The sequence below is a fragment of the Massilia scottii genome, assembly GCF_030846495.1.
Taxonomy (GTDB): domain Bacteria; phylum Pseudomonadota; class Gammaproteobacteria; order Burkholderiales; family Burkholderiaceae_D; genus Telluria_A; species Telluria_A violaceinigra.
Genome location: NZ_JAVCWM010000004.1, coordinates 183,513 through 207,902, shown reverse-complemented (window position 1 = coordinate 207,902; position 24,390 = coordinate 183,513). Strand labels below are relative to the sequence as shown.

Annotated in this window: 22 protein-coding genes; 15 read left to right on the top strand and 7 right to left on the bottom strand. The window is 64.8% G+C overall.

From position 1 onward, the window contains the following. Positions 1-740 precede the first annotated feature (740 nt). The 4 genes from RBA41_RS07020 (at position 741) to RBA41_RS07005 (ending at position 3,799) form a co-directional block, all read left to right on the top strand. A complete protein-coding gene (locus tag RBA41_RS07020; protein WP_099880086.1) occupies positions 741-1,115 on the top strand; it encodes a YajD family HNH nuclease in 375 nt (124 codons plus the stop codon). Between the two features lie 170 nt (positions 1,116-1,285). Then, positions 1,286-1,987: a HupE/UreJ family protein gene (locus tag RBA41_RS07015; protein ID WP_306622426.1), complete on the top strand. Its 702-nt coding sequence runs from the start codon at positions 1,286-1,288 to the stop codon at positions 1,985-1,987. An 8-nt stretch (positions 1,988-1,995) separates the two neighbouring features. Then, the gene (locus tag RBA41_RS07010) at positions 1,996-2,625 is read left to right on the top strand and encodes a transmembrane anchor protein (RefSeq protein WP_306622425.1); all 630 of its coding nucleotides are present in this window, start codon (positions 1,996-1,998) and stop codon (positions 2,623-2,625) included. 202 nt (positions 2,626-2,827) lie between these two features. Beyond that, positions 2,828-3,799 (top strand): calcium-binding protein, encoded by a 972-nt coding sequence (locus RBA41_RS07005; protein WP_306622423.1) that lies wholly within the window; start codon positions 2,828-2,830, stop codon positions 3,797-3,799. Between the two features lie 56 nt (positions 3,800-3,855). On the opposite strand, the gene RBA41_RS07000 is transcribed toward RBA41_RS07005, so the two are convergent. The 4 genes from RBA41_RS07000 to RBA41_RS06985 all read right to left on the bottom strand — a co-directional run bounded on the left by RBA41_RS07000 (position 3,856) and on the right by RBA41_RS06985 (position 5,707). Further along, positions 3,856-4,284, bottom strand: coding sequence for a hypothetical protein (locus tag RBA41_RS07000; RefSeq protein ID WP_306622420.1), 429 nt, complete (start codon positions 4,282-4,284; stop codon positions 3,856-3,858). A 36-nt stretch (positions 4,285-4,320) separates the two neighbouring features. Then, positions 4,321-5,073 carry a DUF4386 domain-containing protein gene (locus RBA41_RS06995; protein ID WP_306622419.1) on the bottom strand — a complete coding sequence of 251 codons (753 nt, stop codon included), beginning with the start codon at positions 5,071-5,073 and terminating at the stop codon, positions 4,321-4,323. 70 nt (positions 5,074-5,143) lie between these two features. Continuing rightward, complete coding sequence (locus RBA41_RS06990) at positions 5,144-5,401, bottom strand: hypothetical protein (protein WP_306622417.1); 258 nt, start codon at positions 5,399-5,401, stop codon at positions 5,144-5,146. A 9-nt stretch (positions 5,402-5,410) separates the two neighbouring features. After that, positions 5,411-5,707 carry an ArsR/SmtB family transcription factor gene (locus RBA41_RS06985; RefSeq protein WP_306622415.1) on the bottom strand — a complete coding sequence of 99 codons (297 nt, stop codon included), beginning with the start codon at positions 5,705-5,707 and terminating at the stop codon, positions 5,411-5,413. A gap of 411 nt (positions 5,708-6,118) precedes the next feature. Between RBA41_RS06985 and RBA41_RS06980 the strand changes: the two genes are divergently transcribed. The 4 genes from RBA41_RS06980 (at position 6,119) to RBA41_RS06965 (ending at position 9,754) form a co-directional block, all read left to right on the top strand. After that, positions 6,119-7,237: an acyl-CoA dehydrogenase family protein gene (locus RBA41_RS06980; RefSeq protein ID WP_306622413.1), complete on the top strand. Its 1,119-nt coding sequence runs from the start codon at positions 6,119-6,121 to the stop codon at positions 7,235-7,237. Positions 7,238-7,247: 10 nt separating this feature from the next. Continuing rightward, positions 7,248-8,102, top strand: coding sequence for a phosphate/phosphite/phosphonate ABC transporter substrate-binding protein (locus RBA41_RS06975; RefSeq protein WP_306622411.1), 855 nt, complete (start codon positions 7,248-7,250; stop codon positions 8,100-8,102). Continuing rightward, positions 8,080-9,282, top strand: a complete 1,203-nt coding sequence (locus RBA41_RS06970; RefSeq protein ID WP_306622409.1) for a ferritin-like domain-containing protein — start codon at positions 8,080-8,082, stop codon at positions 9,280-9,282. The genes RBA41_RS06975 and RBA41_RS06970 overlap by 23 nt, the downstream gene beginning before the upstream one ends. 127 nt (positions 9,283-9,409) lie before the next feature. After that, a complete protein-coding gene (locus RBA41_RS06965) occupies positions 9,410-9,754 on the top strand; it encodes a hypothetical protein (protein ID WP_306622407.1) in 345 nt (114 codons plus the stop codon). Positions 9,755-9,801: 47 nt separating this feature from the next. Here the strand turns inward: RBA41_RS06965 and RBA41_RS06960 are convergent, their stop codons facing one another. From RBA41_RS06960 to RBA41_RS06950, 3 genes are all read right to left on the bottom strand, one after another. Beyond that, complete coding sequence (locus tag RBA41_RS06960; RefSeq protein ID WP_306622405.1) at positions 9,802-11,064, bottom strand: GNAT family N-acetyltransferase; 1,263 nt, start codon at positions 11,062-11,064, stop codon at positions 9,802-9,804. A 161-nt stretch (positions 11,065-11,225) separates the two neighbouring features. Beyond that, the gene (locus RBA41_RS06955) at positions 11,226-11,786 is read right to left on the bottom strand and encodes a hypothetical protein (RefSeq protein WP_306622403.1); all 561 of its coding nucleotides are present in this window, start codon (positions 11,784-11,786) and stop codon (positions 11,226-11,228) included. Continuing rightward, positions 11,783-12,082 (bottom strand): hypothetical protein, encoded by a 300-nt coding sequence (locus RBA41_RS06950; RefSeq protein WP_306622401.1) that lies wholly within the window; start codon positions 12,080-12,082, stop codon positions 11,783-11,785. The genes RBA41_RS06955 and RBA41_RS06950 overlap by 4 nt, the downstream gene beginning before the upstream one ends. A gap of 549 nt (positions 12,083-12,631) precedes the next feature. Between RBA41_RS06950 and RBA41_RS06945 the strand changes: the two genes are divergently transcribed. The 7 genes from RBA41_RS06945 (at position 12,632) to RBA41_RS06915 (ending at position 24,361) form a co-directional block, all read left to right on the top strand. After that, positions 12,632-13,252, top strand: a complete 621-nt coding sequence (locus tag RBA41_RS06945; protein WP_306622399.1) for a PEP-CTERM sorting domain-containing protein — start codon at positions 12,632-12,634, stop codon at positions 13,250-13,252. A 73-nt stretch (positions 13,253-13,325) separates the two neighbouring features. Further along, a complete protein-coding gene (locus RBA41_RS06940; protein WP_306622397.1) occupies positions 13,326-16,982 on the top strand; it encodes a hypothetical protein in 3,657 nt (1,218 codons plus the stop codon). Beyond that, entirely contained in the window at positions 16,963-18,084 is a 1,122-nt protein-coding gene (locus RBA41_RS06935; RefSeq protein ID WP_306622395.1) for a hypothetical protein, read from the top strand. Before RBA41_RS06940 ends, RBA41_RS06935 begins: the two co-directional genes overlap by 20 nt. Positions 18,085-18,340: 256 nt before the next feature. Further along, positions 18,341-21,916: an Ig-like domain-containing protein gene (locus RBA41_RS06930; protein WP_306622393.1), complete on the top strand. Its 3,576-nt coding sequence runs from the start codon at positions 18,341-18,343 to the stop codon at positions 21,914-21,916. Next, a complete protein-coding gene (locus tag RBA41_RS06925; RefSeq protein ID WP_306622391.1) occupies positions 21,913-23,541 on the top strand; it encodes a di-heme oxidoredictase family protein in 1,629 nt (542 codons plus the stop codon). Before RBA41_RS06930 ends, RBA41_RS06925 begins: the two co-directional genes overlap by 4 nt. A 176-nt stretch (positions 23,542-23,717) precedes the next feature. After that, entirely contained in the window at positions 23,718-24,071 is a 354-nt protein-coding gene (locus RBA41_RS06920) for a hypothetical protein (RefSeq protein ID WP_306622389.1), read from the top strand. After that, positions 24,068-24,361, top strand: a complete 294-nt coding sequence (locus RBA41_RS06915; protein WP_306622387.1) for a hypothetical protein — start codon at positions 24,068-24,070, stop codon at positions 24,359-24,361. Before RBA41_RS06920 ends, RBA41_RS06915 begins: the two co-directional genes overlap by 4 nt. Positions 24,362-24,390: the final 29 nt, after the last annotated feature.

Here is a 24,390-nt window from a genome sequence, read left to right as displayed (position 1 = left end):
AGCCGGCCGGGGCCAGTTCCTGCGAAAACCCGGTGTGCCCCGCCCGGACGGGCGGGCACACCGGGAGGACGTTGGGTAAGCTGTTCGGTGTTGCAGTCGGTGCCTGTCGTGGGAGCGCTTCCAAATCGGATGGTTGTTTGGCCTTTGAAATATCGCTGGAGGCGAACATTTCACTCAGGACGTGTGTTGGGTTGATGGACGTGATCTTGAACAGATCGTCAGGGTTGTCGCAGTATTACCGCGTATTAAAGCGAGGTCAACAGATGTGAAACGTAATGTAACTTGAGGACTGGTAAGAACACATGGCGCGACGGAATCGATTATTGGCGAGGTAAAATCCGGCGACGGCAACGATGATTTGCCCGTGCAAGCGCATCCCGACAAGACCACTTGGGCCTGTGCGTTTTTCCGTTCGCAGCATGAGCGGGCCATCAGGATTGCGCCTCTTCCCATACCACTTGCATGGCAAGCAGGACAGGCCATATCTGTTTTGGAGAGGAAGCCGCGCCGGTTGATGGGCTGGCCACGTGGAGCCGGGAGCGTGGCCGGCCAGCTAAATCAGGGAAAATTATGTCTGGTCGCGGCCACAGAACGGGTGTTTTTCAATTGCTCGTGCGTTCGGCCGGCGTTTCGGCGTTGACGCCGCTTGCCGGGTGCGGCATCACTCGACCAGCACCACAAACTCTGCGACAATCCGCTTTCTGCCGCGCCATGCGGCAACGTGATAGAAAGCAACGTGCATGACACTGCCTAAAAAACCCGACGCCGCCCGTCTCGACAAGATCGTGGCCGATGCCCGCAAGGCTGCGGAAACGCGCGAATCCGGCTACCGGGCGCGTTCCCTGAAAATGTATCCCTGGATATGCGGGCGCTGCATGCGCGAGTTCACCAATGCGAACGTGTCGCAGCTGACGGTGCACCATCGCGACCACAACCACGACAACAATCCGCCCGATGGCAGCAACTGGGAGCTGCTGTGCCTGTACTGCCACGACAACGAGCACTCGCGCTACCTGGAAGCGGACCGCGGCGCCGGGCTGCTGTCGGCCGAGGTGGCGCCGGCCACGCACAACCCGTTCGCCGCCCTGGCGGGGCTGATGAAGAAAAAAGACTGAACAGCCAGCATCGCTGCGGCTGCCATCGCGGGTGACCGCGGCATCGGTCGTGCGCGCGCCGGCGGCATGTTGCTGGCGCAGCCGATCCATCGCGTGGCCGTGCGATTTCGCATGGCAAGCCGCCCCTTGAAAGGGCGGCAAGCGTTTTCAGACAATCAGGAACATAGCGTATGTTGATAAATGGTTCGGGCGACGCCGCCCGCGCATGGCTGTTGGGCATGCTGCTGTGCCTTGTGACGGCCGGAGCATTCGCCCACGGCGTCTCCGAGTCGGACCAGAGTTTCCTGCAGGGCGCCACCGGCGTGCACTTCCTGCCCTATCTGTACCTGGGCGCCAAGCACATGGTGACCGGCTACGACCATCTGCTGTTCCTGTGCGGCGTGATCTTCTTCCTGTACCGGATGAAGGATATCGGCGTGTACGTGACCCTGTTCGCGCTCGGCCACAGCACCACCTTGCTGCTTGGGGTGCTCAACGGCTGGCATATCAACGCCTATCTGGTCGACGCCATCATCGGCCTGTCGATCGTCTACCGCGCCTTCGACAACCTGGGCGGCTTCAAGACCGTGTCCGGGTTTCAGCCGAACAAAAAGGCGGCGGTGCTGATCTTCGGTTTCTTCCACGGCCTGGGACTGGCGACCAAGCTGCAGGATTTCTCCCTGTCGCCCGACGGCCTGGTGCCGAACATGATCGCGTTCAACCTCGGCGTGGAGCTCGGCCAGCTGCTCGCGCTCGGCATGATCCTGATCCTGGTGCGCTACTGGCGCACCACCGCCAGTTTCGCCCGGCATGCCTTGACCGGCAATTTTGCGCTCATGAGCGCCGGCTTTGTCCTGGCCGGCCTCCAGTTCACCGGCTATATCAGTCAATAGGAAAGTCCATGTCCCTGCCTTCATCGAACGCCGGCGTTGTCGCGCCCAAAAAAGAACTCTTGCGCGGCTGCCTCATCGCCGCGGCGGTGGCCGCCGTGCTGCTCACCGTCGCCGTCCTGCCTGCCGAGTACGGGATTGATCCGACTGGCGCGGGAAAGGCGCTCGGCCTGACCAAGCTGCACAGCACAGCGCCGTCCGCGGGCGAACCTGCGGCGGCCACGGCCGTTGTAACGCCAGCGCCAACAGGATCGACGGTCTCGGCCCCGGGTGAAGTGCGCGCCCTCACCATCGCGTCGAAGCAGACGGTTGCCTACCGGGCCGACACGCAAGAGATCACCCTGGCCCCAGGCAAAGGCGTGGAGGTGAAGACCCACCTTGCGAAAGGCGCGACGCTGGTCTTTTCCTGGAAAACGACGAAAGGCGAAGTGCTCAACCATGACTTTCATGGCGAGCCGGTCAATGCCAAGGGCGACGAGTTCGAAAGTTTCATCCTGGAGAAAGAGGTCAGCCAATCCAGCGGCGCCCTGATCGCGCCATTCACGGGCGTGCATGGCTGGTACTGGAAGAACACCAACGACGAACCGGTGACGGTGGTGCTGCAGGCCAGCGGTTTTTACACGGACATCTTCAAAAAATAGTGTGTCCTGCACTGCCACCCGCACTACCCGGGCAGTCGTCACCGGCTCGAATTGTCTAGAATCAATATTCCTGCATCGCATCAGTGACCTGCGTTCATAAAGTTTCCACAGAAAAAGTTATATTTATCGGGTGTCAAGCTGATGCCGGGTGCCGGCCGGCCCGGCTGCCCGCGACCCAGCGTCGCCCTTTTCTGGAGAACTCATGACCACCACCGTACGCAGCCCTCTCGACGCCCTGTATGCAGGCGACCCCGATTACTGCATGTTCGTACTTTGGGACATGGACCTGAACGACGACGTGTCCGCCGCCTTTGCCACCCTGTCGCACGTATCGGCCGACTTCGACATGGAAGCCATGATCCTGAGCGGCGACGATGGCAGTACCCCGTACTGGTTCCTGCCGGAGAATGACTTTGTGCACACCATGTGGACGGGCGAGTTCGTGGAGGAAGGCAGCGCCTACGAGGTACTCATCGGCGGCGAGAACAACGACACCATGCACGGCCGCGCCGGCGCCGACCTGCTGTTCGGCCAGGATGGGAACGATATCCTCCAGGATGTGCACGGCAATAATCTGCTCGACGGTGGCGCCGGCGACGACCTGATCGAAGGGGCAGGGCAGAGCCTGTATATCGGGGGGGCGGGCAATGACAACATTACCGCCTGGGGCGCCGATTTCACGATCGCCTTCAACGCGGGCGACGGGCGCGATACCGTGCACTTGTGTGCGCGCGGCGCTGCCGCCATCTCGCTGGGCGGCGGCATCCACGCGCCGGACATGTTCCTTGCCCGCTCGGGCAGCGACCTGGTGCTCATGACAAGTGCGACGGATGGCATGGCGTTTGCCGGCTGGTACGACAATCCGGCGCCGGACAGCTTCCGGCTACAGGTGCTCGCTGACGCCAGCGCAGAGGGCGCCCTGAACGGGCTCTACGACATGCTGCCGCTGATCGCCGCCTTCGATGCGATGTACGGCGCCGATCCCGCAACCGGCGCATGGCATTTCGCCGCGCAGCTCGATCAGGCTCGCCTGGAGACCGGCGACAGCCCGCTCGGCGGAGACCTGGCGCAGCTGTATGCAGTCAATCCGGGCGGCATCGCCATCACCGGCAGCAATGCGGCCGCGTGGTACGACGCCTTCGGCCATACCGAAGGCCTGGGCATGCTGCTGTAAGCGTCGGCGCGGCATCTTGCCGCCTGACTGGCGCAAGATGCCGCGCATACCGGTCTTCAGTGCACGCCGGCTTGCGCGTCCCTCGACCACGGCGTGCCCGGCGCCCGCAGGTATTCGCGCGCAACATGCCCCCATGGCAGCACCAGCACCACCAGCACAATGCCGGCGGCGCAGGCGAACAGCGTCTCGGCGGCATACTCGTCCAGGCCCGGCCCCATCCACATCGGCAGGGCGAAGGCGAGAACCCAGATGATTTTCCAGGCCAGCTCGAACAGGAGCAGCGGCAGCATGCGCAGCGGATAGCGCAACCCCAGCAGCGACAGCAGGCACAGGGCGCCGAGCAGCGAGCGCACCACGGTGCTGGCGTTGGCAGCCACGCTCGACGGGGCAATGATGGTCGGCCACATGGTTACGCCCAGCCCCATCACCAGCAGCAGGTACATCGCTCTTAGCAGGGACAGTCTCAGGGTGCTGATATCGTTCATGGTGCGGCTCCTCGTGGGTTGGTGAGTGGTGAAACGTCAGTGCGAATTGAGTGAGGGCGAGGGCGCGGCCATGCGCTCCCACGCCGGGATGTCGATGCCCTTGAACAGCAGGCACAGGCAGAACGCGCTTTCGCCGAAAAACGATGGCACCAGGATCGCCGGGAACACGGCGGCGTGCAGGGCAGGCGAGAGCACCATGATGAAGGTGTTGACCAGGTAGCACAGGCCGGCAAGCTGCATCATCGCGCCGATCAGCGGCGGAAAATAGCCGGACTTGCGGATCAGGTGGCCGATGATGATGCATTCGACCCCGAAGAACATCAAGGCCACCGCGAACGCATGCGAGTGCCCGACAATGGCCAGGTAAGCCGCCGCCTGCGCCTGTTGCAGGTCCATCCCGAGCCTGGCGCCGGACAGCAGCGGCGTCAGGGCGCCTTGCAGCTGCAGGGCGCTGACGCTTTCGACCGCCAGCGACACCAGCGCGAAGAACATGGCCAGCAGGGTCAGGTGTTTGTTCACCGGGCGCAGCAGTACGTACCAGGTCAGCGACATCGCAACCGCGCACAGCAGCAGCAACAACTGGCCCGCGATCCCCACCCGCCACAGCCATTCCGAGGCCACGATGCGCTGGGCCGTCTCGGCCGCGTTGCCGGCCACGACCAGGCTGTTGCGGATCACCGTCTCGCCCAGCAGTCCGATGACGATGATGACGAGGTACAGCGCGCCGGCGATGCGCGCAGTGCGCTGCGCATCCTTGCCGCCGATGGCAATCTGATGATGGTACGGCATGGTGTTCTCCCTGGTGAGGCAGGCAATCGATCGGTGCGGCAGGTGCTTGATCCGGGCTGGCGGCGCCGCTTTACTCCACGTCGCGCAGCATTTTCTCGACGGCGGCCACGCGCGTTTTCAGTTCCGCCAGATGGGCGTTGACCGCTGCCAGCGCGGCGGCCGTCTCGGTCTGTGCCGCCGCTGCCTGCGCCGCGAGCTGGCGGTACGCCTCGTCGCTGGCCAGGCGCGCCTTGGCCTGCTGGATGGCGGCGAAATACTTCATGCCGAAAATGAGCAGGACGGTGGCGAGCGGCAGGCCGATGGTGATCAAAAAGACGTGTTCGGACATGGTATTGGTCTACTTCTCAAGGTTGATGGTGAGGGACTTGACTGCCTCGGCAATCGCTTCCGGCGTCAGCGCCACGGCGAAACTGGCCGTTTCAAAGTAATTGAGCGCTTTGCCGTCGTGCGACAGTTCGAGGCGGCTGGTAACGAGGCCGGCTTGTTCGAGTTTCTGGAGATGCAGGTGCAGCAGCGGCCGGCTGATGCCAATGTCGCGTGCAAGCTGGCTGACGTAATTGCGTCCGCCCGATGCGAGGGCCGCAAGGATGCGCAGCCGGTGCGGATTGGCAAGTGCGGACAGGATCGCCAGCAACTGGTCTCCTTTGATTGGTGGTTTATTTTCTTTCACCTGTAAACATTATCTGACACGTGACAGGCAGTCAAGCGGATTTTTCAGCGGCCGGGCGCGCCGCCGGGAGCGCAAGGGCCTGCCAGGCGCGGCGCGACTCTGATAAACTGCGGCAACTGTTGTGTTTGTCTTGAACCCGCCCGCCGTAACGCCGATGTCAGCTTCCCTGGAACGCTGAACCGGGTCAGACGGCCCGCGTGTGGCGGGGTCGAGGTGCAAACGCAGCCAAAGTACCGTTTCCAAGCGCTGCCGCCAGGCAGGTCGAGCAGAACTTGTCGAGGTGCTCAATCGCCCGGCTCCTGTCCGGAGTCTCCCTTGCCTTGCCCTGTCCGCGACCTGCTGGTGGCATTGATCCGCCATTTTCACAGGGATGCCATGTCTTACCTCCAAACACTCGACACCATTGTCACCACCATCGTCCTGCCGGCCGCGCCGGCCACCGACCGCGATGCCCAGTTTCCGCGCGCCGCCATCGATGCGCTGGGCCAGGCCGGCCTGCTCGGCCTTGTCAGCAGCAAGGACGTGGGCGGCATGGGCCTCGGCTTGCCCGAGGCGGCGCAGCTGATCGAGCGCCTGGCCAAGGCCTGCCCGTCGACGGCGATGATCGTCTGCATGCACCTGTGCGCCGCCACCGTGCTGGAAAAATTCGCCGGCGAGAAGGTGCGCCGCGACGTCGCTTGCGGCCGCCACCTGAGCACCCTGGCCTGGTCCGACAACGGCTCGCGCAGCCACTTCTGGGCCCCGGTCGGCACGGCGCGCCAGGACGGCGAGGGCATCGTCATCGACGGCAGCAAATCGATGGTCACCGCCGCCGGCGAAGCCGATTCGTACGTGTGGTCGACCGCGCCGGTCGCCCTGGAAGGCGCCAGCACCCTGTGGCTGGTCGACAGCAAGAGCGCCGGCCTGAGCGAACCGAAAGCGTTCGACGGCATGGGCTTGCGCGGCAACCGCTCCTCACCCATCAGCGCGACCGGCGTGCGCGTCGCGCCGGCCGCCATGCTGGGCCTTGACGGCGGCGGCTTCGACATCATGATCGGCGCCGTGCTGCCGGTGTTCTCGACCCTGATCGCCTCGTCCTCGCTGGGCCAGATGGACGCCGTGCTGGAAGCGGCATGCGCGCACGCCGCCGGCAGCAAGCTCGAACACCTGGGCAGTTCGCTGGCCGAACTGCCGACCATCCGCGCCTACCTGGCGCGTGCCCGCATCCAGGCCGACATGGTGCGCACGCTGCGCGACGACACGCTCGCCGCGCTGGCCGCCAACCGTCCGGACGCCATGCTGCGCGTGATGCAGGTCAAGGCGGCAGCGGCCGAAGCGGCGCTGGAAGTGACCGACAGCGCCATGCGCGTGTGCGGCGGCGCGGCCTTCCGCAAGGATGTCGGCATCGAACGCTACTTCCGCGATGCGCGCGCCGCCTCGGTCATGGCGCCGACCTCCGACGTGCTGTTCGACTTCATTGGCAAGGCCGTTTGCGGCATGCCGGTGTTCGGTTAAGGGGCGCGCGATGAACACACCATTGATGATGGGCGCGGTGGCCTACGCACCGAAAGTCGTGACGATCTGGGAAGGCTTCAAGGAATACTTCCGGCGCCACGACTTTGAATTCGATTACATCTTGTACTCCAACTACGAGCGCCAGGTCGAAGCGCAGTTCGACGGCAGCATTGCGCTGGCGTGGAATTCGCCGCTGGCCTGGGTACGGGCCGAGCGCATGGCGCGCGCCCGCGGCCAGGAAGTGACGGCGCTGGCCATGCGCGACAGCGATTGCGACCTGACCTCGGTGCTGGTCACGCGTACGGGCCCGCTGGTCACGCTGGAACAGCTCAAGGGCAAGACGATCGGCTTTGGCGCCATCGACTCGCCCCAGGCGCACCTGATTCCGCTCGACCTGCTGCGCCAGCACGGCATGCTGGCCGGACGCGATTACACGGCGCGCCGCTTCGACGTCCTGGGCGGCAAGCACGGCGACCATATCGGCGGCGAACGCGATGCGGCGCTGGCGCTGATGGCCGGCGAGATCGACGCCGCCTGGATGATCGACAGTAACCACATGGCCTTCTCGCGCGAAGGCTTGCTGCCGGCCGGCGCCACGGCGATCATGGCGCGCACGGCGCCGTTCGACCATTGCAATTTCACGGTCAGCCCCGGCGCGCCCGCGGAGAGAATCGCACGCTTCGGCGAACTGCTGCTGGCCATGAGCTGGGACGATCCGGAAGTACGCCCGCTGCTCGAACTGGAAGGCCTGAAAACCTGGCTGCCGGGTCGCGTGAGCGGCTACGACGCGCTGGTGCGCGCGGTGGACGATGAGCGCTTTTACGATGCGGAAGGGAAGATCCTTGCTACCGACTATCGATATTGAGAGTCTCGGCTTCGACGCCGGCGCCCATCTGCTGATCAAGCATGGCTTGCAGCAGCTCGCGCCGGGCGACGCGCTGGACGTCACCGGGCTTGGCGCGGGCTGGGACGGGCAATTGGCCGCCTGGTGCCGCAGCCAGGGGCACCCGTGCACGGCGCTTGAGGTGGACGGGCGCAGATTGGTGCGCGTGACGCGCGGCGGCGCTTCGGCCGGCCGCTGGCGCGCGGCGCTGCACAGCGGCCACGCTGATCCGCGCGCCGAGGGCGCCATCGCCGATCAGGCCAAGGCCCAGTGGGGTCTGGCGGCACGCGGCGCGACGGTGGAGGCGGGTTCGCCGGCCATGCAGTTCCGCCTCGATCAAAAGGAGGAAGTGTGGGCCGAACGCGCGGCCGATTTGTACGCGCAGGCCGCGGCGGCGCAGTGGGACCCGGAGACGGCGATCGACTGGAAAGCCGAGTTCACCTTGCCCGACATGGTCGAAGACGCGGTGGTGCAGGTGCTGACCTACATGATCGAAAATGAAGTGGCGGCGCTGGTGGTGCCGGCGCGCTTTCTGGGACAGGTGCACCCGCACTACCGCGAAGTGCAGGCGGTGCTGGCGATCCAGGTGGCCGACGAAGCGCGCCACATCGAGGTGTTCACGCGCCGCGTGCGCCTCAAGGGCCGCGAGCCGGGCTTGTCGACGGCGGGCGGACAAAGCTCGCTCAAGACGCTGCTCGATGAGCAGGATTTTTCGGTGGCCGAGTTTTTGCTGTCGGTGCTGGGGGAGGGGACCTTTGTCAGCCTGCTGCATTTTTTGCATGCGTACGCGCCCGATCCGGTCACGCGCCAGATCGCGCGCCTGGCCGCGCGCGACGAAGCGCGCCATGTCGCCTTCGGCATGACGCACCTGGCGGCGCGGCTCGAACGCGAGCCGGCTTTTCGCACGCGCCTGGCCAACGCGGTCCAGTCGCGCAACGATGCGCTGGCGGCCAGTTCGGGCTTGAACGAAGAGGTATTCGACGCGCTGATCCTGCTGGCGGCGGGCGCACTGACGCCGGCGGCGATTGCGGCCGGCTACCTGCGCGTGCAGCAGCTGATGGTGGACATGGCCGAAGGGCGCCAGTCGCGCCTGGAGCGGCTGGGGTTTTCAAAAACCGAGGCGCAGCAGTTGTCGGCCCTGCATACGCGTAATTTCATGTAGCGTCAGCCGGAGTGTGACGATGTCGATGAAAAGCGAGGTGCGCTCGTCTGCTCCCCGCGCACACGGGATGAGGGCATGAACACGGCTGCCCCCCGGATAGCGCATCTGACATGGATGGAAAACGACATTGAATGAACTCCTTCAAGAACTCAACCGTGGCGGTGGGTGGGACTGGTGCATCCGGTCCTTTGACGGCTACTCCCTGAGCTTATCGGCAGGATGCTCGTTGTCGCATGCGCAGCACAAGGTGTCGTTTCACGGCGTCTGCTACCTCGCTTGCCCCACCGAGTTCAGCCACCCCACGTTTCGCCTTGCCAGCGTGGCCGAGCGTCTTTCAGTTAGCGCGCTGGTGGCAGTCGACGAGGACGAAACCGTAGTTGCCATCGATGCCGACAGCTCGGTCGGGATGGACCCGCTGACGTTTTTTATCGTTGCCGCGTCGGCGACCTTGGCCGCGGTGCCGGAGGCGTAGCGACGACGCGCGCCGGCAGCGTCGTCATGATCGCTTGTTTTGCCCGGTCAGGCGACCTTGGCCGGTTTCTTGAACGGACTGCGTTCGGGCGCGTCATCATGCTCGATGCCCAGCAGCAGATGCTTGATCATCTTGTTGAGCACCGGCTGGCGGTGGCGCACCAGGATGCCGAAGGTCTGCGGCTTGGCGCCCAGGGCCGCTTTCGGTTCGAGCGCGGTGCGGCCGAACGACACTTGCTTGCAGCCCATCGACAAGGCGTCGGCGATGCCGGCGTGCAGCAGCCGCAGATAAATCGGCAGGTCGGCCGCCGCCGCGCGGTTAAAGCCGATGTGGTAGGCGATCGAGGTGTCGCCATCGGCCACCGAGATCAGGAAACCGAGCATCTCCCCATCGCGCTTGAGTACGCTGCAGCGGAAGCGCTCGCCAGCCGCTTTTTGCAGCGCCGGGAAATACTCGGGGCGCAGCTCGAACGGGCGGAAGCCGGCGTTGACCTGCACTTCCTTGTAGAGCCCGTGAATCTGCTCGCGCACGGCGTCCAGGTCGCTTAACTGTTCGAGCGTGCAGGCCGCCTCGTCCAAGGTCTTGAAGACGGCATTGCGCACGCCGCTGCGGTACTTGGAGGCCAGGCTGGCCAGGTAGTCGTCGTAGTGCTTCCAGTCGTCCTGCAGCGCCAGGACCATGTTCGGTTCTGTTTCCACGTACCGGTAGCTCAGGTGTTCCAGGTGCGCCGCGTGATCGGTATGGGGCGCGTGCAAGTCCTTGATCATGATGAAGTGGGTCTTGCCGACCAGCTTGTCGGCCTGGCGCACCCGGTACAGCACTTCGGCCACGCCGTGCCAGGCCAGCTTGGGATCGGCGCCGGGCGCCATGGCGATGCCGTGCTGGCCGAAGGTCAGCAGGTTGCCGCAGCTGAGGATGCGCTGCGTGGTCTTTTTCGCCAACTCGTCGAGCGGGGCGGCTCGCGTGGATGCAGCCTGGCTCTTGTCCGGCCGCGCCTGCGCCAGGTTGAGGTCGGCGATCTGCATGTACACCGCCGCGACCGGCATGCGCTCGGCGCCGGCGCCGCTGTAGATCAGGGCGTAGCGCGGCGACAGGTTGTGCGGCAATACCTGTTCGAGCGACTTGAGGTAGGCGAAGGACATGAAGAAGCCGGCATGGTCCGCCAGGGCTTGCCAGGCGCCGGCGTCGAGCAGTTCGATCGAATCGGCGATGGCGTAGTTCAGGTCGGCGGGGCCGCGCAGACGCTTGCGTTCGCGGCTGCGTTCGGAGAGCGAGGCTTTGATGGAGCGGAGTTTTTCAGGGATGTTCATGGACGTGGTGTTGTTATCGTTATTGAAATGCCGGTGAGCGCGATTCTACAGCGCTGGCGGAGACAGCGGTAAGTACAGCGAGGCTGGCATGGATGCGGCAGAGGGGCAGGGCCGTCAACAGCTGACCGGCTGCAAGCTGCCCAGCGGGCAGTGTCGGGCCGTTATGTACCGGTCAACGCGGCGATGACAGGGTCGCCGGCCCAGTCGGCAAGCGCGGGCCGATCGGATTTTTCAGTGGAACTGACACCGGTGTGCGTGCTCAGATGGTTCAGCCAGTTATCAAGGAGACGGTAGCCGAAAACCAGCGCTGCAATGAGCAGGATCGTCAGGACATTCACGCTCAGATTGGCGCTCACGTCCTTGAGCCAGCCGATGAGCCCTTTGCGTGCACGTTGATGCGCAAGGATCGTGGCCAACTGTTGACCAATCGCCGTTGTCATGAATTCGGCTTCCAGCCTCGCCTTTCTCGATTCGAGCGTTGCGTCAAGAAGTGCATTCGCCAGGGTCTCCGCCCGTCGCTGATACATGGCAATTCCCATCGGCGTCATCGCCGCGCGTTCAAAGGCGCTCATCTCTTGCGGCGTGGGTGCTCGTCCGGTGGACGACTCGATCTCTGAACAGGTTTCCACTTTATGCTGCTGGTATTGCGTGTAAGCGAGCGCAGCAAGCGTATCGCCCGGATCCGGTACCAGCAGGCTGTACACGCTTTGGCGGGTAGTCATGTCGATCCGTCGCTCTCGTCCGGCAGCGCCTGGGCCTTGATGGTCTCGCTTGCGTAGAGGCTGTTGAGCCTTTTGTTCGCAATCCTGAACGCCTCCCGTATTTCTTCAAGGCTGAACTGGGTCGTCGGCGACGGCCACAGATCGGCGTCCTCCGCAATGGCCTCGGACCCGGATGATCGGGATGGCGCTTTCCCGGGGGATGTGAAAGGGTCGCCGCGCTTGTCCATCTCGCGCAGCATGTCGGCCGCACGGCGGTTGATTGCCAACAGCGTTTTTCTATCCATAACGAATGCCATGGTGCACCTCCTTATCGGGAATAGTCGAGCCATTCCGCCGCTCCTGTGCGAAAGACGCGCACGTCAAGTCATGGGCAGTCCTTCCCAGGTAGCGAGCGGCTTGTTACATGGTTTGACCACGTCCATCCGGTCTGGTTCAATATCGACGCGATTTCCCTGCACGATGGCTTGCCACTGCGCTTGGCCGCATGCGGCGGATTTTTCGTGACTGTAGAGCCTGTTCGATGCGGATACGCCGCCGTCATGCCGAATGCGTACGAATAACGCGTCACTTCGGAAATTGTTTATTTGCGGCGATTTCTGCCTTGCGGGAACGCGTATTGTTCAAGGCAGCTCCTTCTGACTAAGATTTGTCCAAAGGCAAATTTCTAAATGAAATTAACGATAGCATCCATGCGCATGTTGGAATTTCTGGAAGAAATAATTTACCTGAGTGCGCGCTGAAATCACGTGCCTGATCCTCCAGTCCGGAGAGCGGATTTCCCGGCCTGGCGAGCGATCCTGCCGCCAGCCGGCGGACCAAACCTGTTACCAACGTCGGGGCGCAAAATGGCCAAGCTGAAACAACAGACAGGGACGCTGGCCGTTGCCGCGCTACTCGCCGCAGCCGGACCGGGTTCGGCAATAGCGGGGCCGGTGGTCTACGACTTCGATCGCTTTGCCGACGGTACCGTGCTATCGAGCCAGTATGCCGGCTTAAGCTTCAGCCAGGCCACGGTGCTGCTGGCCGGCGCCTCGCTCAACGAACTGGCATTCCCGCCGCGCTCCCTCGCTGGCGCCTTGTTCGACGACGGCGGACCGGTCACGATCACCTTTCTGGCGCCGGTGTTCAGCGTTGGCGGTTACTTCACCTATCTCAGCGGCCTGACCGTGTCCGCCTACGGCATCCATGGCGCGCTGCTCGATACCGGCAGCGCGGCCTATGCGATCAATCTCGCCGACGGCAGCGGCGATCCGGGCAGCAGTCCGAACGAATTTCTCCAGGTCGCCAATGCGGCCGGCCTCATTTCCTACGTCACCTTCACGTCGCATGCCGGCGGCGCCTCGTTCGTCGTCGACGATTTGACAGTCGAGGCCGGCGTCGCCATTCCAGCGCCGTCCACCATCGCGCTGACGTTTGCCGGGCTGTGCGCCGGGCTGCTTCTGCGCTGCCGGTCGCGCCGATCCTGACGCAAGTTCCTCGGCGGGCGGCGCATGCGCCTGTCCGGGCGAGGTTCAATCGCAACAAAGTGAGGAGGCGAACATGGGCAACGTGGTGCTGCGGCAAATTCGCAGGTCGGTCGGGATCGGTGCAATCGTGCTTGGCTCGCTGCTGTGCGGGCGCGCCGCCGCCGCCGGCCCGGGCGCGCTGGAGGCGCCGTCGATCGCGCCTGCCAGCATCAGGGTGGGCGTTCCCGCCGAGGTGACCTTCAGCGTCACGATTACCGACCGCAACTACATTCCAGGCAGTGCCAACGTGCAGAGGATCAATGGGGCCGGCGGCATCGTGTCGGTGCTTGGCGCCTTGCGTGACGATGGCATGCAGGGGGACGCGCTGGCCGGCGACCGGCTCTTCACGCTGCGTACCACCCTGCAGGAAGCGGTCGAAGGAAGCATCAGGTTCCAGGTGTCGGCCGCTTTCAAGGGGGCGTTGAAGCGCTCCAGCGCCGGCCCGCTGTTTCTGGCCGTGACCAGGGCGCCGGCGGCGGCGATCGGCCCCGTCCGCATCTCCCCAGGCACGACGCCGGCCGGCGTCGACGTACTGGCCACCGTCACCGCGCTCATCGACAACGGCACAACGCTGCCCACCAGCGTGACATTGCAAAAGCTGGATGCGGCCGGTGCGCTCCTTGCCACGCTTGGCCAATTGCGCAATGATGGCATCGATGGCGACAGCGCAGCCAACGACACCACGTACACCCTGCGCACCACGGTACTGGAAAACCGGGCGGGAACCGTCCACTACCGGGTCGCGGCGCGCTTTTCCGACGCTGGACCGCTCGTCTATTCCGCGCCATTATCGTTTGCCATTACCGGTACCGCGACCGGCATCGCCATCACGTCGCCGGCCGACGGTGCGTACATCAACACCCCGGTGCTGACGATTCACGGCAATGCCGGCGATGGCGCGGCCCTGGTCAAGATCAACGGCATTGCCGCGCCGCTCAGCGACAAGCGCTTTGCGGCCGCGGTGCCGCTCAACGAGGGCCCGAATACCGTGACCGCGGTAGCGACCAACAGCAATGGCAGCACCAGCACCAGCAGTGTGCAGGTCATGCTCGACACCACCGCGCCGAAGGTGGAAATCTATTCGCCGGCGGCGGGCGCCAGCACCAGCGCGGCGCTGGTGACGGTCAGCGGCGTGGTCAACGACATCGTGGTCGGCACCGTCAACCCGCAGCAAGCGACGGTCGCCGTCAACGGCGTGGCCGCCGAGGTGCTCAACCGCAGCTTCATGGCGCGCGACGTGCCGCTGGCAGTCGGCACCAATGCGATCCAGGCGGTCGCCACCGACCGTGCCGGCAACCGCGCCACCACCACGGTCCACCTTGAGCGGGCGCGGCCGAATCTGGCCTCGCTGTCTATCGTCTCCGGCAATAACCAGAGCGCACCGGTCGGTACGGCTTTGGCCGCGCCGCTGGCCGTCAAGCTGGTCGACAGCCAGGGTGCGCCGCAGGTCAACACGCCGGTGGTGTTTCGCGTCATCGGCCTCGATGGCACGCTCGGCCCGAACCAGGCGGCAGGATCCGGCCTGAGCGCGCTGGCGGTCAATACCGATGCGCAAGGACAGGCGCGCGCCTACTTCAAGCTGGGCAGGCGCGCCGGTTCGGGCAACAATCTGGTCGAGGCCAGCGCGGCGGGGGTGACCAGCACCGCGGACTTCGTCGCCAGCGGCACGCCAACCAGCCCGCGGCTGGTGGTGGTCGATTCGGGCAACAACCAGGTGGGCGTGGTGGGCCAGCCCCTGCCGCTGCCATTCATCGCCATTGTCACCGACGCCAGCAATAACCGCCTGCGCGCCGTGCCGCTCTCCTTTCGCGTCGTCAGCGGGGGCGGCGGATTCGGTCCTGCGCGCAACGCCACACTGCAGGCCACCAGCGACAGCGATGGCCGGGTTGCGGCCACCCTGGTGATGGGGCCGGAACCGGGCGTCAACAATAACGTGGTGGAGGTGAGCTTCGACCTTCCCGGCGCGCATGCGGCCGCGTTCGCCGCCGGCGGAAAGGTGCCGGGGCAGGCCAGCCAGACCCGCATCAGCGGCGTGGTGCTCGACAACAGCAACCAGCCGATTCCGGGCGTGACCATGCGCCTGCTGCACATCACCCAGGGCAACGCCAGCAACATCCCGCAAGAAATGGCAACGGCCGTGCGCACCAACGAGCAGGGCCAGTTCCTGATGCAGCCGGTGCCGGTGGGAATCTTCAAGCTGATGGCCGACGGCGGCACGGCGCAGCGCCCCGGCAACTGGCCGACGCTCGATTTCGACCTGATCACCATCGCGGGCCACGACAACACGGTCGGCATGCCGGTGTACCTGCCGGAACTCAATCCCGGCAACCGCGCCTGCGTCAACGAGACCACCGGCGGCACCGTCACAATCCCGGAAGCGCCCGGCTTTGCCCTGACCATCGCGCCCGGCTCGGCGACTTTTCCGGGCGGCTCGCGCAGCGGCTGCGTGTCGGTCACGCCGGTCAACATCGACAAGGTACCGATGTCGCCCGGCTTCGGCCAGCAGCCGCGCTTCGTCGTTACGATCCAGCCGGTCGGCACCCACTTCAATCCGCCGGCGCGCATGACGATACCGAATGTGGACGCTCTGGCGCCGCGCGCGGTCACCGAAATGTATTCGTACGACCACGATCTGGCCAGCTTCGTGGCCATCGGCAGCGCCACCGTCAGCCAGGACGGCGCGACCATTACCTCCGATATCGGCGCCGGCGTGATCAAGGCCGGCTGGCATTGCGGCGGCGATCCGAACGTCACCGGGTCGGCCGGGACGTGCCCGTCCTGCCAGAAGTGCGAGGGAGCCAGCTGCGTCGCCGACCCGGCAAAAAACGGCGCAGCGGTGGACGGCGACAAGTGCGCCGTCTGCAAAAACGGCGCGGCGTCGCCGATCGACCTGGGTACCGCGGAGAGAAGCTACAAGACGGAGATCGGCATGCCCAGCGAGGTCGCCAAGAGAATAAACGATGCGCTGGCCAAATTCGAAAGAGTTGGCGTGAACGCGAAGATCAGCCTGCTGCAGAAGGCATCGATGCTGATCACCGAGAACGACTGCTGCGGCAAGACGACCGGCATCAGCAAAAAAAGGAAGGGCAAGCTGGTGGCGACGTTGGGTAGCGCCAACGTGGAGGCGCGCGTGTGGCCGAAGCCGGGGGGGAAGGCACTGGATTTCGACGTCGCGCCGTTTCATTTCGGTTTCGTCATCATCGCTGGAAAAGCAAAGCTCGACGGCGGCGTGTTCATCGGGCTTGCCGTGACCGTGACCGGTGAACTCGGCTACATGAAGGATGGCTGTTCGGATGACTCCGCCGCCCGCGAGGGGTGCGTGTTCGTCGTCGCCGAGACCGCGCTGACCCCCAGCGTCAGCGCCAAACTCACAGGCAGTGGAAGCGTGGACGTCACCTGCACGGGCGGTGAGTGTGACCCGATGAAAGTGGGGGTTACCGTCACGGCCAATGGCGGCAACATCACCTGGCCGGTCAGCCTGGCGAAGGTCACTTTCAACCAGCCGAAGTGCGGCGACGGCCTCGCGGGCGGGGAGCTGATAGCTGGCAAGGTGTCATTCAAGATCAACGGGATCATCGAGGGCAGTTATAGCATTGGCGGCTACTCGACCACGTTTAATTTTACACAAGACATCGTCAAATGTTCTTTCGACCTTGAGAATGGAGTTGAATGTGCAATCATCCCCATCTAGGCATCTGCTCGCCACCGTCGCGGCAGCCATTGTGTTGCTGGGAAGTGGAGGCGCTTTCGCCGCCGGATTCACCGCGCGCGCCGTGCCGATGCTCTTGCATCCTTATGACGACAAGTTCATCCCGACTGCCGCCTGCATGGACGTGGCGGAGCGCCGCTACGACGATCCGGACTGGGTCGGGAAGGCGGCATGGCCCGGCGCCGACGCTGCGGAAAAATCACTGATCAGTGTCGTGGCGGCCTTGCGTGCGGGCGAGCGTGACCGCGTGCTGGCGCTATCGGATCCCGAGCATGGCCGCGACCCGGCGCAGTTCGATACGCAGTACACGGCGTTCGTACAGCAACTCAAGTTCTTCAGATTGAGCGGTGTTCAATACGCCTACCGTCTCGGCACAGTTACGGTTTTCTTCATGAGGATAGAACTGGCCGGCAAAGCTGGAGTGCGGTGGGCGAGCCCGTTCGCTTTCGACACCCACCCTGATGGCAGCGTGTGGTTCCTGCCGTACCGGCCCACCGACCTGGGCTTCATGCTGCTACAGGACTGGTTCAACTCCGAGTTCGGTCCGACCGGCCGGCAGAGCCCACAGTATTGCGATACAAAGGGCGCGAGCGGCGCGCGCTTCCGCCTCCCCTTGGACGGCCCCCTCCGCGAGAAAGCGATTGCGGCGGCGCCCGGCCCCGGCCCGTCCCCCGCACTGACCTTTTTCGGCCGGCAGGTAGGGGCGGGCGCGCCCACGCCGGTAGTCCAGTTGTTCGAGAAGATCGCCGCGGCCGCCGGCCGGAATGATTTTTCGACGATCGTGGCCGCCACGACGGCACACGGCGCTTCGCAGTTGAACGATATCCGGAGCGCCGAGGAGCGCAAGCACTTCCTGGCGGACCTGGCGAAACGCCGCCCGGCTTTTCTCGTCGACCTCGGCGATGCGGCTGTCCTGTACACCCGCGGCAGCGACGTCGAGCCGATGTACTTCGCCAGATATGGGACTGAATGGAAATGGGTCAACATTTTTGTCTTGAACATCAATTCAAGGGTGTTTGGCCAGGAAATCATGCTCAAGCAGGCAGCGGCCCCGCAACCGTTTTCTGCATTGCGCCAACGGTGACACACCAAGGGGGCGCGCCCGTATCGTGTCCTGGCGTGGCCGCCGGGCAGGCAGAAGTTCACCGATCGCCCGGGAGAATAGCGTGAAAGCCTTGATTGTCCGATTGTTCATCGCCGCGCATGACGCTTTCGCGGCGGCACCAGGATCAGGCTCGCCATGGCGGCCTGCGCGAGCGTCATTCGACATGGCAGTCAAGCAAAATAAGGCGGGTGCGAACATGCAATTGAAAAACTGTATTTTCTGGTGCGGACTGGCATTGTCCGTAGCCTCCCCGGCGCAGGCCCAGCTCAACGAGAACTGCGTGGTCAGCGTCCTCAATCGCAACGTGCAGGCCAGGCCGGACGGCACCTGGGTCCTGCCCAACATTCCGGCCAACTTCGGCAGTGTGCGCGCACGCGCCACCTGCGTCCAGGGCGGCGTGACCAGCTACGGCGAATCGGTGCCGTTCACGATTCCGGTCAATGGGTCGGTTACCCTGCCGCCGATCGTACTCGGCCCGACCACGCCGGTTCCCACGTCGGTACGGGTGAACGTACCCACGGAGCTCCTGGCCACGGCCGGCGCCACCACCCAGGCCCAGGCGCTGGCCACCTTTACCGGCAGCCCGGCGCAGGTGGACGTGAGTGCCAGCGGCACCAGCTACAGCATCAGCAACCCGGCGATCGCCACCATCACGGCGGGTGGCCTGATCACCGCCGTGAACAGCGGCACGGTGGTGGTGCAAGCCATTCACGAAGGTACCCAGGGCATCGCCCAGGTGCGCGTGGCGCTGGCCGGGGTCGACAGGGACGGCGACGGTGTTCCCGACGCCGACGAGTTGCGCCTGGGGATGGACCCTGCCAATCCGGCCGACGCCATGCTCGACCTCGATCACGACGGGCTTACTGCGCGCGACGAGTTCCTGGCGGGGACCGATCCGCGCAAGGCCGATAGCGACGGCGATGGCTTGGGCGACGGCGCCGAGGCCCGCTGCCCGCGCGCGACCTGCAGCAGTCCGCTACTGTCCGACACCGATGGCGACGGCATCCATGACGGCACCGAAATCGCCACCGGCAGCGATCCGGCCAATGCCGCCAGCTTCAACCTGGCGGCGGCCCTGGCGAGCTTGCGCGTGACGCCTGGCAATTTCACCCTGACCGTCAATACGCTGAGCGGCGGCGCCAGCGTGCAGCTGACGGTGACCAGCACCATGATCGATGGCCGCGACATCAACCTGACCAGCGCCCAGCGCCAGACCACCTATGCCAGCAGCAACCTGGCCAGTTGCAATTTCGGCGCGCCCGACGGCCGCGTCTACGCAAGTCAGGCAGGCCGCTGCCAGATCACGGTGAGCAACCACGGCAAGAGCGCATCGGTGGCCGGCACCGTGACCGATTTTGCGCCGGCCCAGCGTTCCTTCCTCATCATCCGCGGCTACGGCAACGCAGTGGCGGTCAACAGCGATTACGCTTTCATTGCGTCCGGCGCCGCCGGCTTGCAAGTGGTCAGCCTGAGCGCCGACCGGCGCACCCCGAAGATCGTGGCGACACTCGGCCTGGGCGGCGACGCCTACGACATCACGCTGGCCGGCAATATCGCCTACCTCGCCACCAGCACTGGCCTGAAGGTGGTGGACGTGTCGGTCCCAACCTTGCCGAAGCTGCTGGGCAGCTTCGGCAGTGTTGGCAGCGCGATGGGGGTGAAGGTGCGCGGCAGCACCGCCTATGTGGCCGCCGGCAGCAGCCTGTACCTCATCAGCGTGGCCAACCCCGGCGCGATGATCCAGGTTGGCGCGGTCGTCGTGGGAGGCACGGCATGGAACCTCGACCTCGATCCGGCCCGCAACCTGGCGGCGGTGGCCGCCGGCAGCGCCGGCTTGCAACTGGTCGACATCAGCAACCTGTCGGCGCCGCTGCTGCGTGGCGGCGTCGCCACCGGCGATGCGCGCGGCGTGGCGCTGCGCGGCAACGCCGCGATTGTGGCCGATTACGTCAATAGCATGACCGCAGTGGACATCGCCAACCTGGCCGCCCCTTCGGTTGTGTCGCGCACGCCGGAGTTACTGGGCGGCCTGCTGAACAATGTCGTCCTGTCCGGCAATTTTGCGCTGGGTGCCGACCTCCTGTTCGCCAACGGCGTGCCGATCGTCGACATCAGCAATCCCGCAGCGCTGCAGCCGCGTTCGATCCTCAGATTCACCACGCGCGACGATAACGGTATCGGCATCGCCGTCGACGACAGCTACATCTACCTGGTCGCCGACGCGGAGGGGGTCGAGCGTGGCGGCAGCGACGGCAACAGCCTGCTGTACATAGGCCAGTACCAGCCGCGTACCGACCTGGCCGGCGTGGCGCCCAGCGCGGCGATCACGCGGCCGGCCGCTGGCAGCCAGTTCTACGAAGGCGCGCCGCTGACCGTCGCCGTCGATGCCGTCGACGACATTGCGGTCGCCGCCGTGCGCTTCCAGGTCGATGGCCAGGCCGTGTTCACCAGCACCGGCGCGCCTTATCAGTACACCTTCACGGTGCCAGTCGGCGTCAGCAGACTCACGCTGGGCGCCGCCGCGCGCGACCTGGGCGGCAACGAAGGAAGCGCCGCCCCGGTCTCGGTGACGGTCGCGCCGGACCCGCTTACCACGGTGGTCGGACTGGTGGTCAACGCGGCCGGAGAAGCCTTGCCGGGCGCACTGGTCAGCGCCCCCGGCGGCAGGACCGCGATCACCAACGCCGCCGGGCGCTTCCAGATTGCCGGCGTACCCACGGTGCTCGGTAGCCTGGTGATCGGGGCGCAGTACGCGCCCGCGGGCGGCGCCGTACAGAACGGGGCCTCGCCGGCGCTGGCGCCGGTGCCCGGCGGCGAGACACAGGCCGGAACGATCACGGTGATCGCGGTCAGGTTCGAAACCGATTACGGCGTCAACTGGCAGGGCTGCGACGATTGCTCCATTGCGCACGCACTGCCGTTCAGTTTCCCGTTCTATGGGCAGGGCTACACCAGCGCCTGGATCGGCCAGAATGGCTATCTCACGTTCGATGCGCAGGACGGGACCTACCGCGAAGGTGTCGGCGCGTTCAACCAGCACAAACGCATCTCGGCATTTTTCGACGACCTGATCGACGGCGAGGTGTTCGTCAACGACCGCCTGCCTGGCCGTTTCATCGTCACGTACGACCGCGTCGGGCATTACGATGGCGGCGGCGGCAGCAACACGTTTCAGATCCAGCTGTTTGGCGATGGCCGCATCGTGTTCGCCTACAAGGGCATCAGCGCGCTCGGCACAGGGTCGATCACCGGACTGACGCCGGGGCCGGGCGCGCCATTCCGGCAAGTCGACTTCGGCGCCATGCCGCCGCTGACCTTGCCGGCCGGGACGGCCATTTACGAGTACTTCACCGCGACCAACCGGTTCGACCTGGACCAGGCCTTCATCGACTTCGCGCCGGTCGCCGGTGGCGGCTACCACGTGCGCACGGTCATGCCGGCGGCGGCGCCGCCGGTGGCGACCCTGGTCGGGACCGTCGCGGCCCCGGGCCAGGCGCTGAGCGCGCCGTCGCAACTGCGGGCCAGGGTCCAGGGTGCCGGCGGCGCTGGCAAGCGTGCGCACAGCATGGCAAACGCCGAAGTGCGGGTTTTCTCTTCAGGTAATCCACACTATCGGGGCATGACCAATACCGATAGCCAGGGCGGCTTCACGCTTGGCGCGGTACCGGCCGGCGGCATCAGCGTCGAGGTATGGCGCGACGGCCAGCTGATCGGGCGTGGCGCGGGCGTGACGCGCGACGGCGGCGCCAACCTCGTCAACATCGAACTGGTAGGGCCGGACCTGCAGCCGAAAGCCGGGAGCGCGAAATGAGCCTGCAAACGAGTCTGCGCCGGCGCTGTCTTGCCGCGGCAATCACTTGCCTGGCCGTGGGGATGGCTGGCTGGGCAATCGCCCAGGTCGATGCGTCGCTCCAGCGGATGGGCGTCGGCGATGAATTCGGCCTGAGCCAGCATCTGCGCGACGACCAGGAATTCGTGATCCCGCTGGCAGAGCTGATCGAGCATGGGCGCAAGGTCTTCTCGGCGAACTGGACCATATCCGAAGGAGGGGGCCGGCCGCTCGCCAAGGGCAACGGGCGCGCCCTGTCGGACCCCTTGGCGCCGCTGAGCGGGGCGCGCTCGTTCAACCGCATTTCCGGCCCCGACGCCAATTCCTGCATGGGCTGCCATAGCCAGCCCTACGGGGTCGCGGGCGGCAGCGGCGACTTCGTCGCCAATGTGTTCGTGCAGGGGCAGCGCTTCGACTTCGCCACCTTCGACCGCAGCGACACGGTGGCCACCAGAGGCGCGCTCGACGAGCGCGGCACGCCGGTGACGCTGGCCAGCATTGCCAATTCGCGCCACACGCCGGGCATGTTCGGCGCCGGATACATTGAAATGCTGGCGCGCGAGATCAGCGGCGATCTGCAGCGCATCCGCGACGGCATGCGGCGCGGCGAGACCCGCATCCTGGTCGCCAAGGGCATCGATTTTGGCCGCATCACGCGGCGCGAGGATGGCATGTGGGACGTGCGCGAGGTGACCGGCCTGCCGCGCCAAAGCCTGATTACGGCAACCCCGATCGATCCGCCCAGCCTGCTGGTGCGGCCGTGGCACCAGGCCGGCAATTCGGTATCGCTGCGCGACTTCACCAATACCTCGTACCATCACCACCATGGCATCCAGGCGACCGAGCGCTTCGGCGCCAACCTCGACCCGGATGGCGATGGCTTTGCGAACGAATTGACGCGTGCGGACGTGACCGCGGCCACGCTGTTCCAGGCCGTCATGGCGGTGCCGGGACAGGTCGTTCCGAACGAGCCCGCAGTCGAACGCGCCATCCTGCGCGGCCAGCATCTATTCAGCCAGTTTCAGTGCGCCAAGTGCCACGTGCCCGCGCTGCCGCTGAGCCGCCAGGGCTGGGCCTTTACCGAACCCGGTCCGTTCAACCCGACCGGCAACCTCAAGGCGGGCGATGTGCGCACCTTGCGCGTCGACCTGAACGACCGCGCGCTGCCGCTGCCGCGCCTGGCGCCGGAACACCCGGACGATGCGCTGATGATGGTTCCCGCCTACACCGACTTCAAGCTGCACGACGTCTCCGGCGAGGCCGACGACATGCCGGCCGAAGCGCTCGACATGAACTGGCCGGTGTGGGCCCCCAAGTTCGCGGTAGGGAACCGGCGTTTTCTCACGCGCCGCCTGTGGGGAATCGCCAATTCCGGGCCGTATTTTCATCACGGGATGTTTACAACCATGCGGCAAGCGGTGCTGGGACACGCCGGCGAAGCGGTCGCGTCACGAAAGGCATTCCAGGCCGCCGGCAAAACCGATCAGGATGCCTTGATCGAATTTCTCAAGTCGCTGCAAGTACTGCCGCCGGGCACGCCAGAGCTTGTCGTCGACGAGAAGTTCCAGCCGAAACGCTGGGGTGCCACCGCCGCCAGGACAAAGTAGCCGCGCGAAGGCTGTTACAAAGCGCCACCAATGTGGCGCTGGCGGCCCGGCCGGCAGCGACGGCCATGGCGGGATATGCTACGCTTGAGCGAGGGAGCGGCCAGGCGTGTTGCGTATCTTGATGCCCCCCTGAATGTTCGGCTGATGCACACATTACCTGTCGCGGAGAGACGCCCTTGGATGCTATTTACCGCGAATGGTTTAAGACCGACACTGTCAAAGTAAAAGTCGAACTTGAGAAAAGTGATGAATTTTTGGATGCGGCAGAGATAGCGGAACTGACCGGCGCACCGAAAGATAGTGACATCGTCGTTAGTCGCGTCGGGGATGTCATCCAATTCCGGATAAGCAATCCAATTTTCGCTGAAGATATGTTTCGGTATCTTACGGCGGATGCCGATGGGGTGTCGTATTATCTGACAAATGTTGTCATGGTGCTGAAAGACGAGTTCACAAAAATGGGTATCGGACCAAGATGCGTAGTGAAAGTGCTGTCGCAATATGTGAGAGAAAAAGGAATTGAATTATGAAACGCAATTTACTTCTTGCAGTGAAGAAAAATACTGCACCGGTATCAAATAAGGAATTTGAAGAATTCCTGTTGCAACGGCACGGAACTTTGACGAAGGAAAATGCAAGCGCCGATCCGGGCGCGCTGGACCGAGTGGGATCCGATGCATTAAAGTTGAAAGCGAAGAACGCCCCTCAGTCCATTGCGAACGATGTGAGCAAAGGCTTGACGCGATCAAAGCCGCGTAAAGTATTGAACAATACGGAAACCCTGTCTCTACGCTCAAAGAAGAAAGTGGCGGACATCTGATTGCAGATGCCCGGGCACTTTTTTACCAG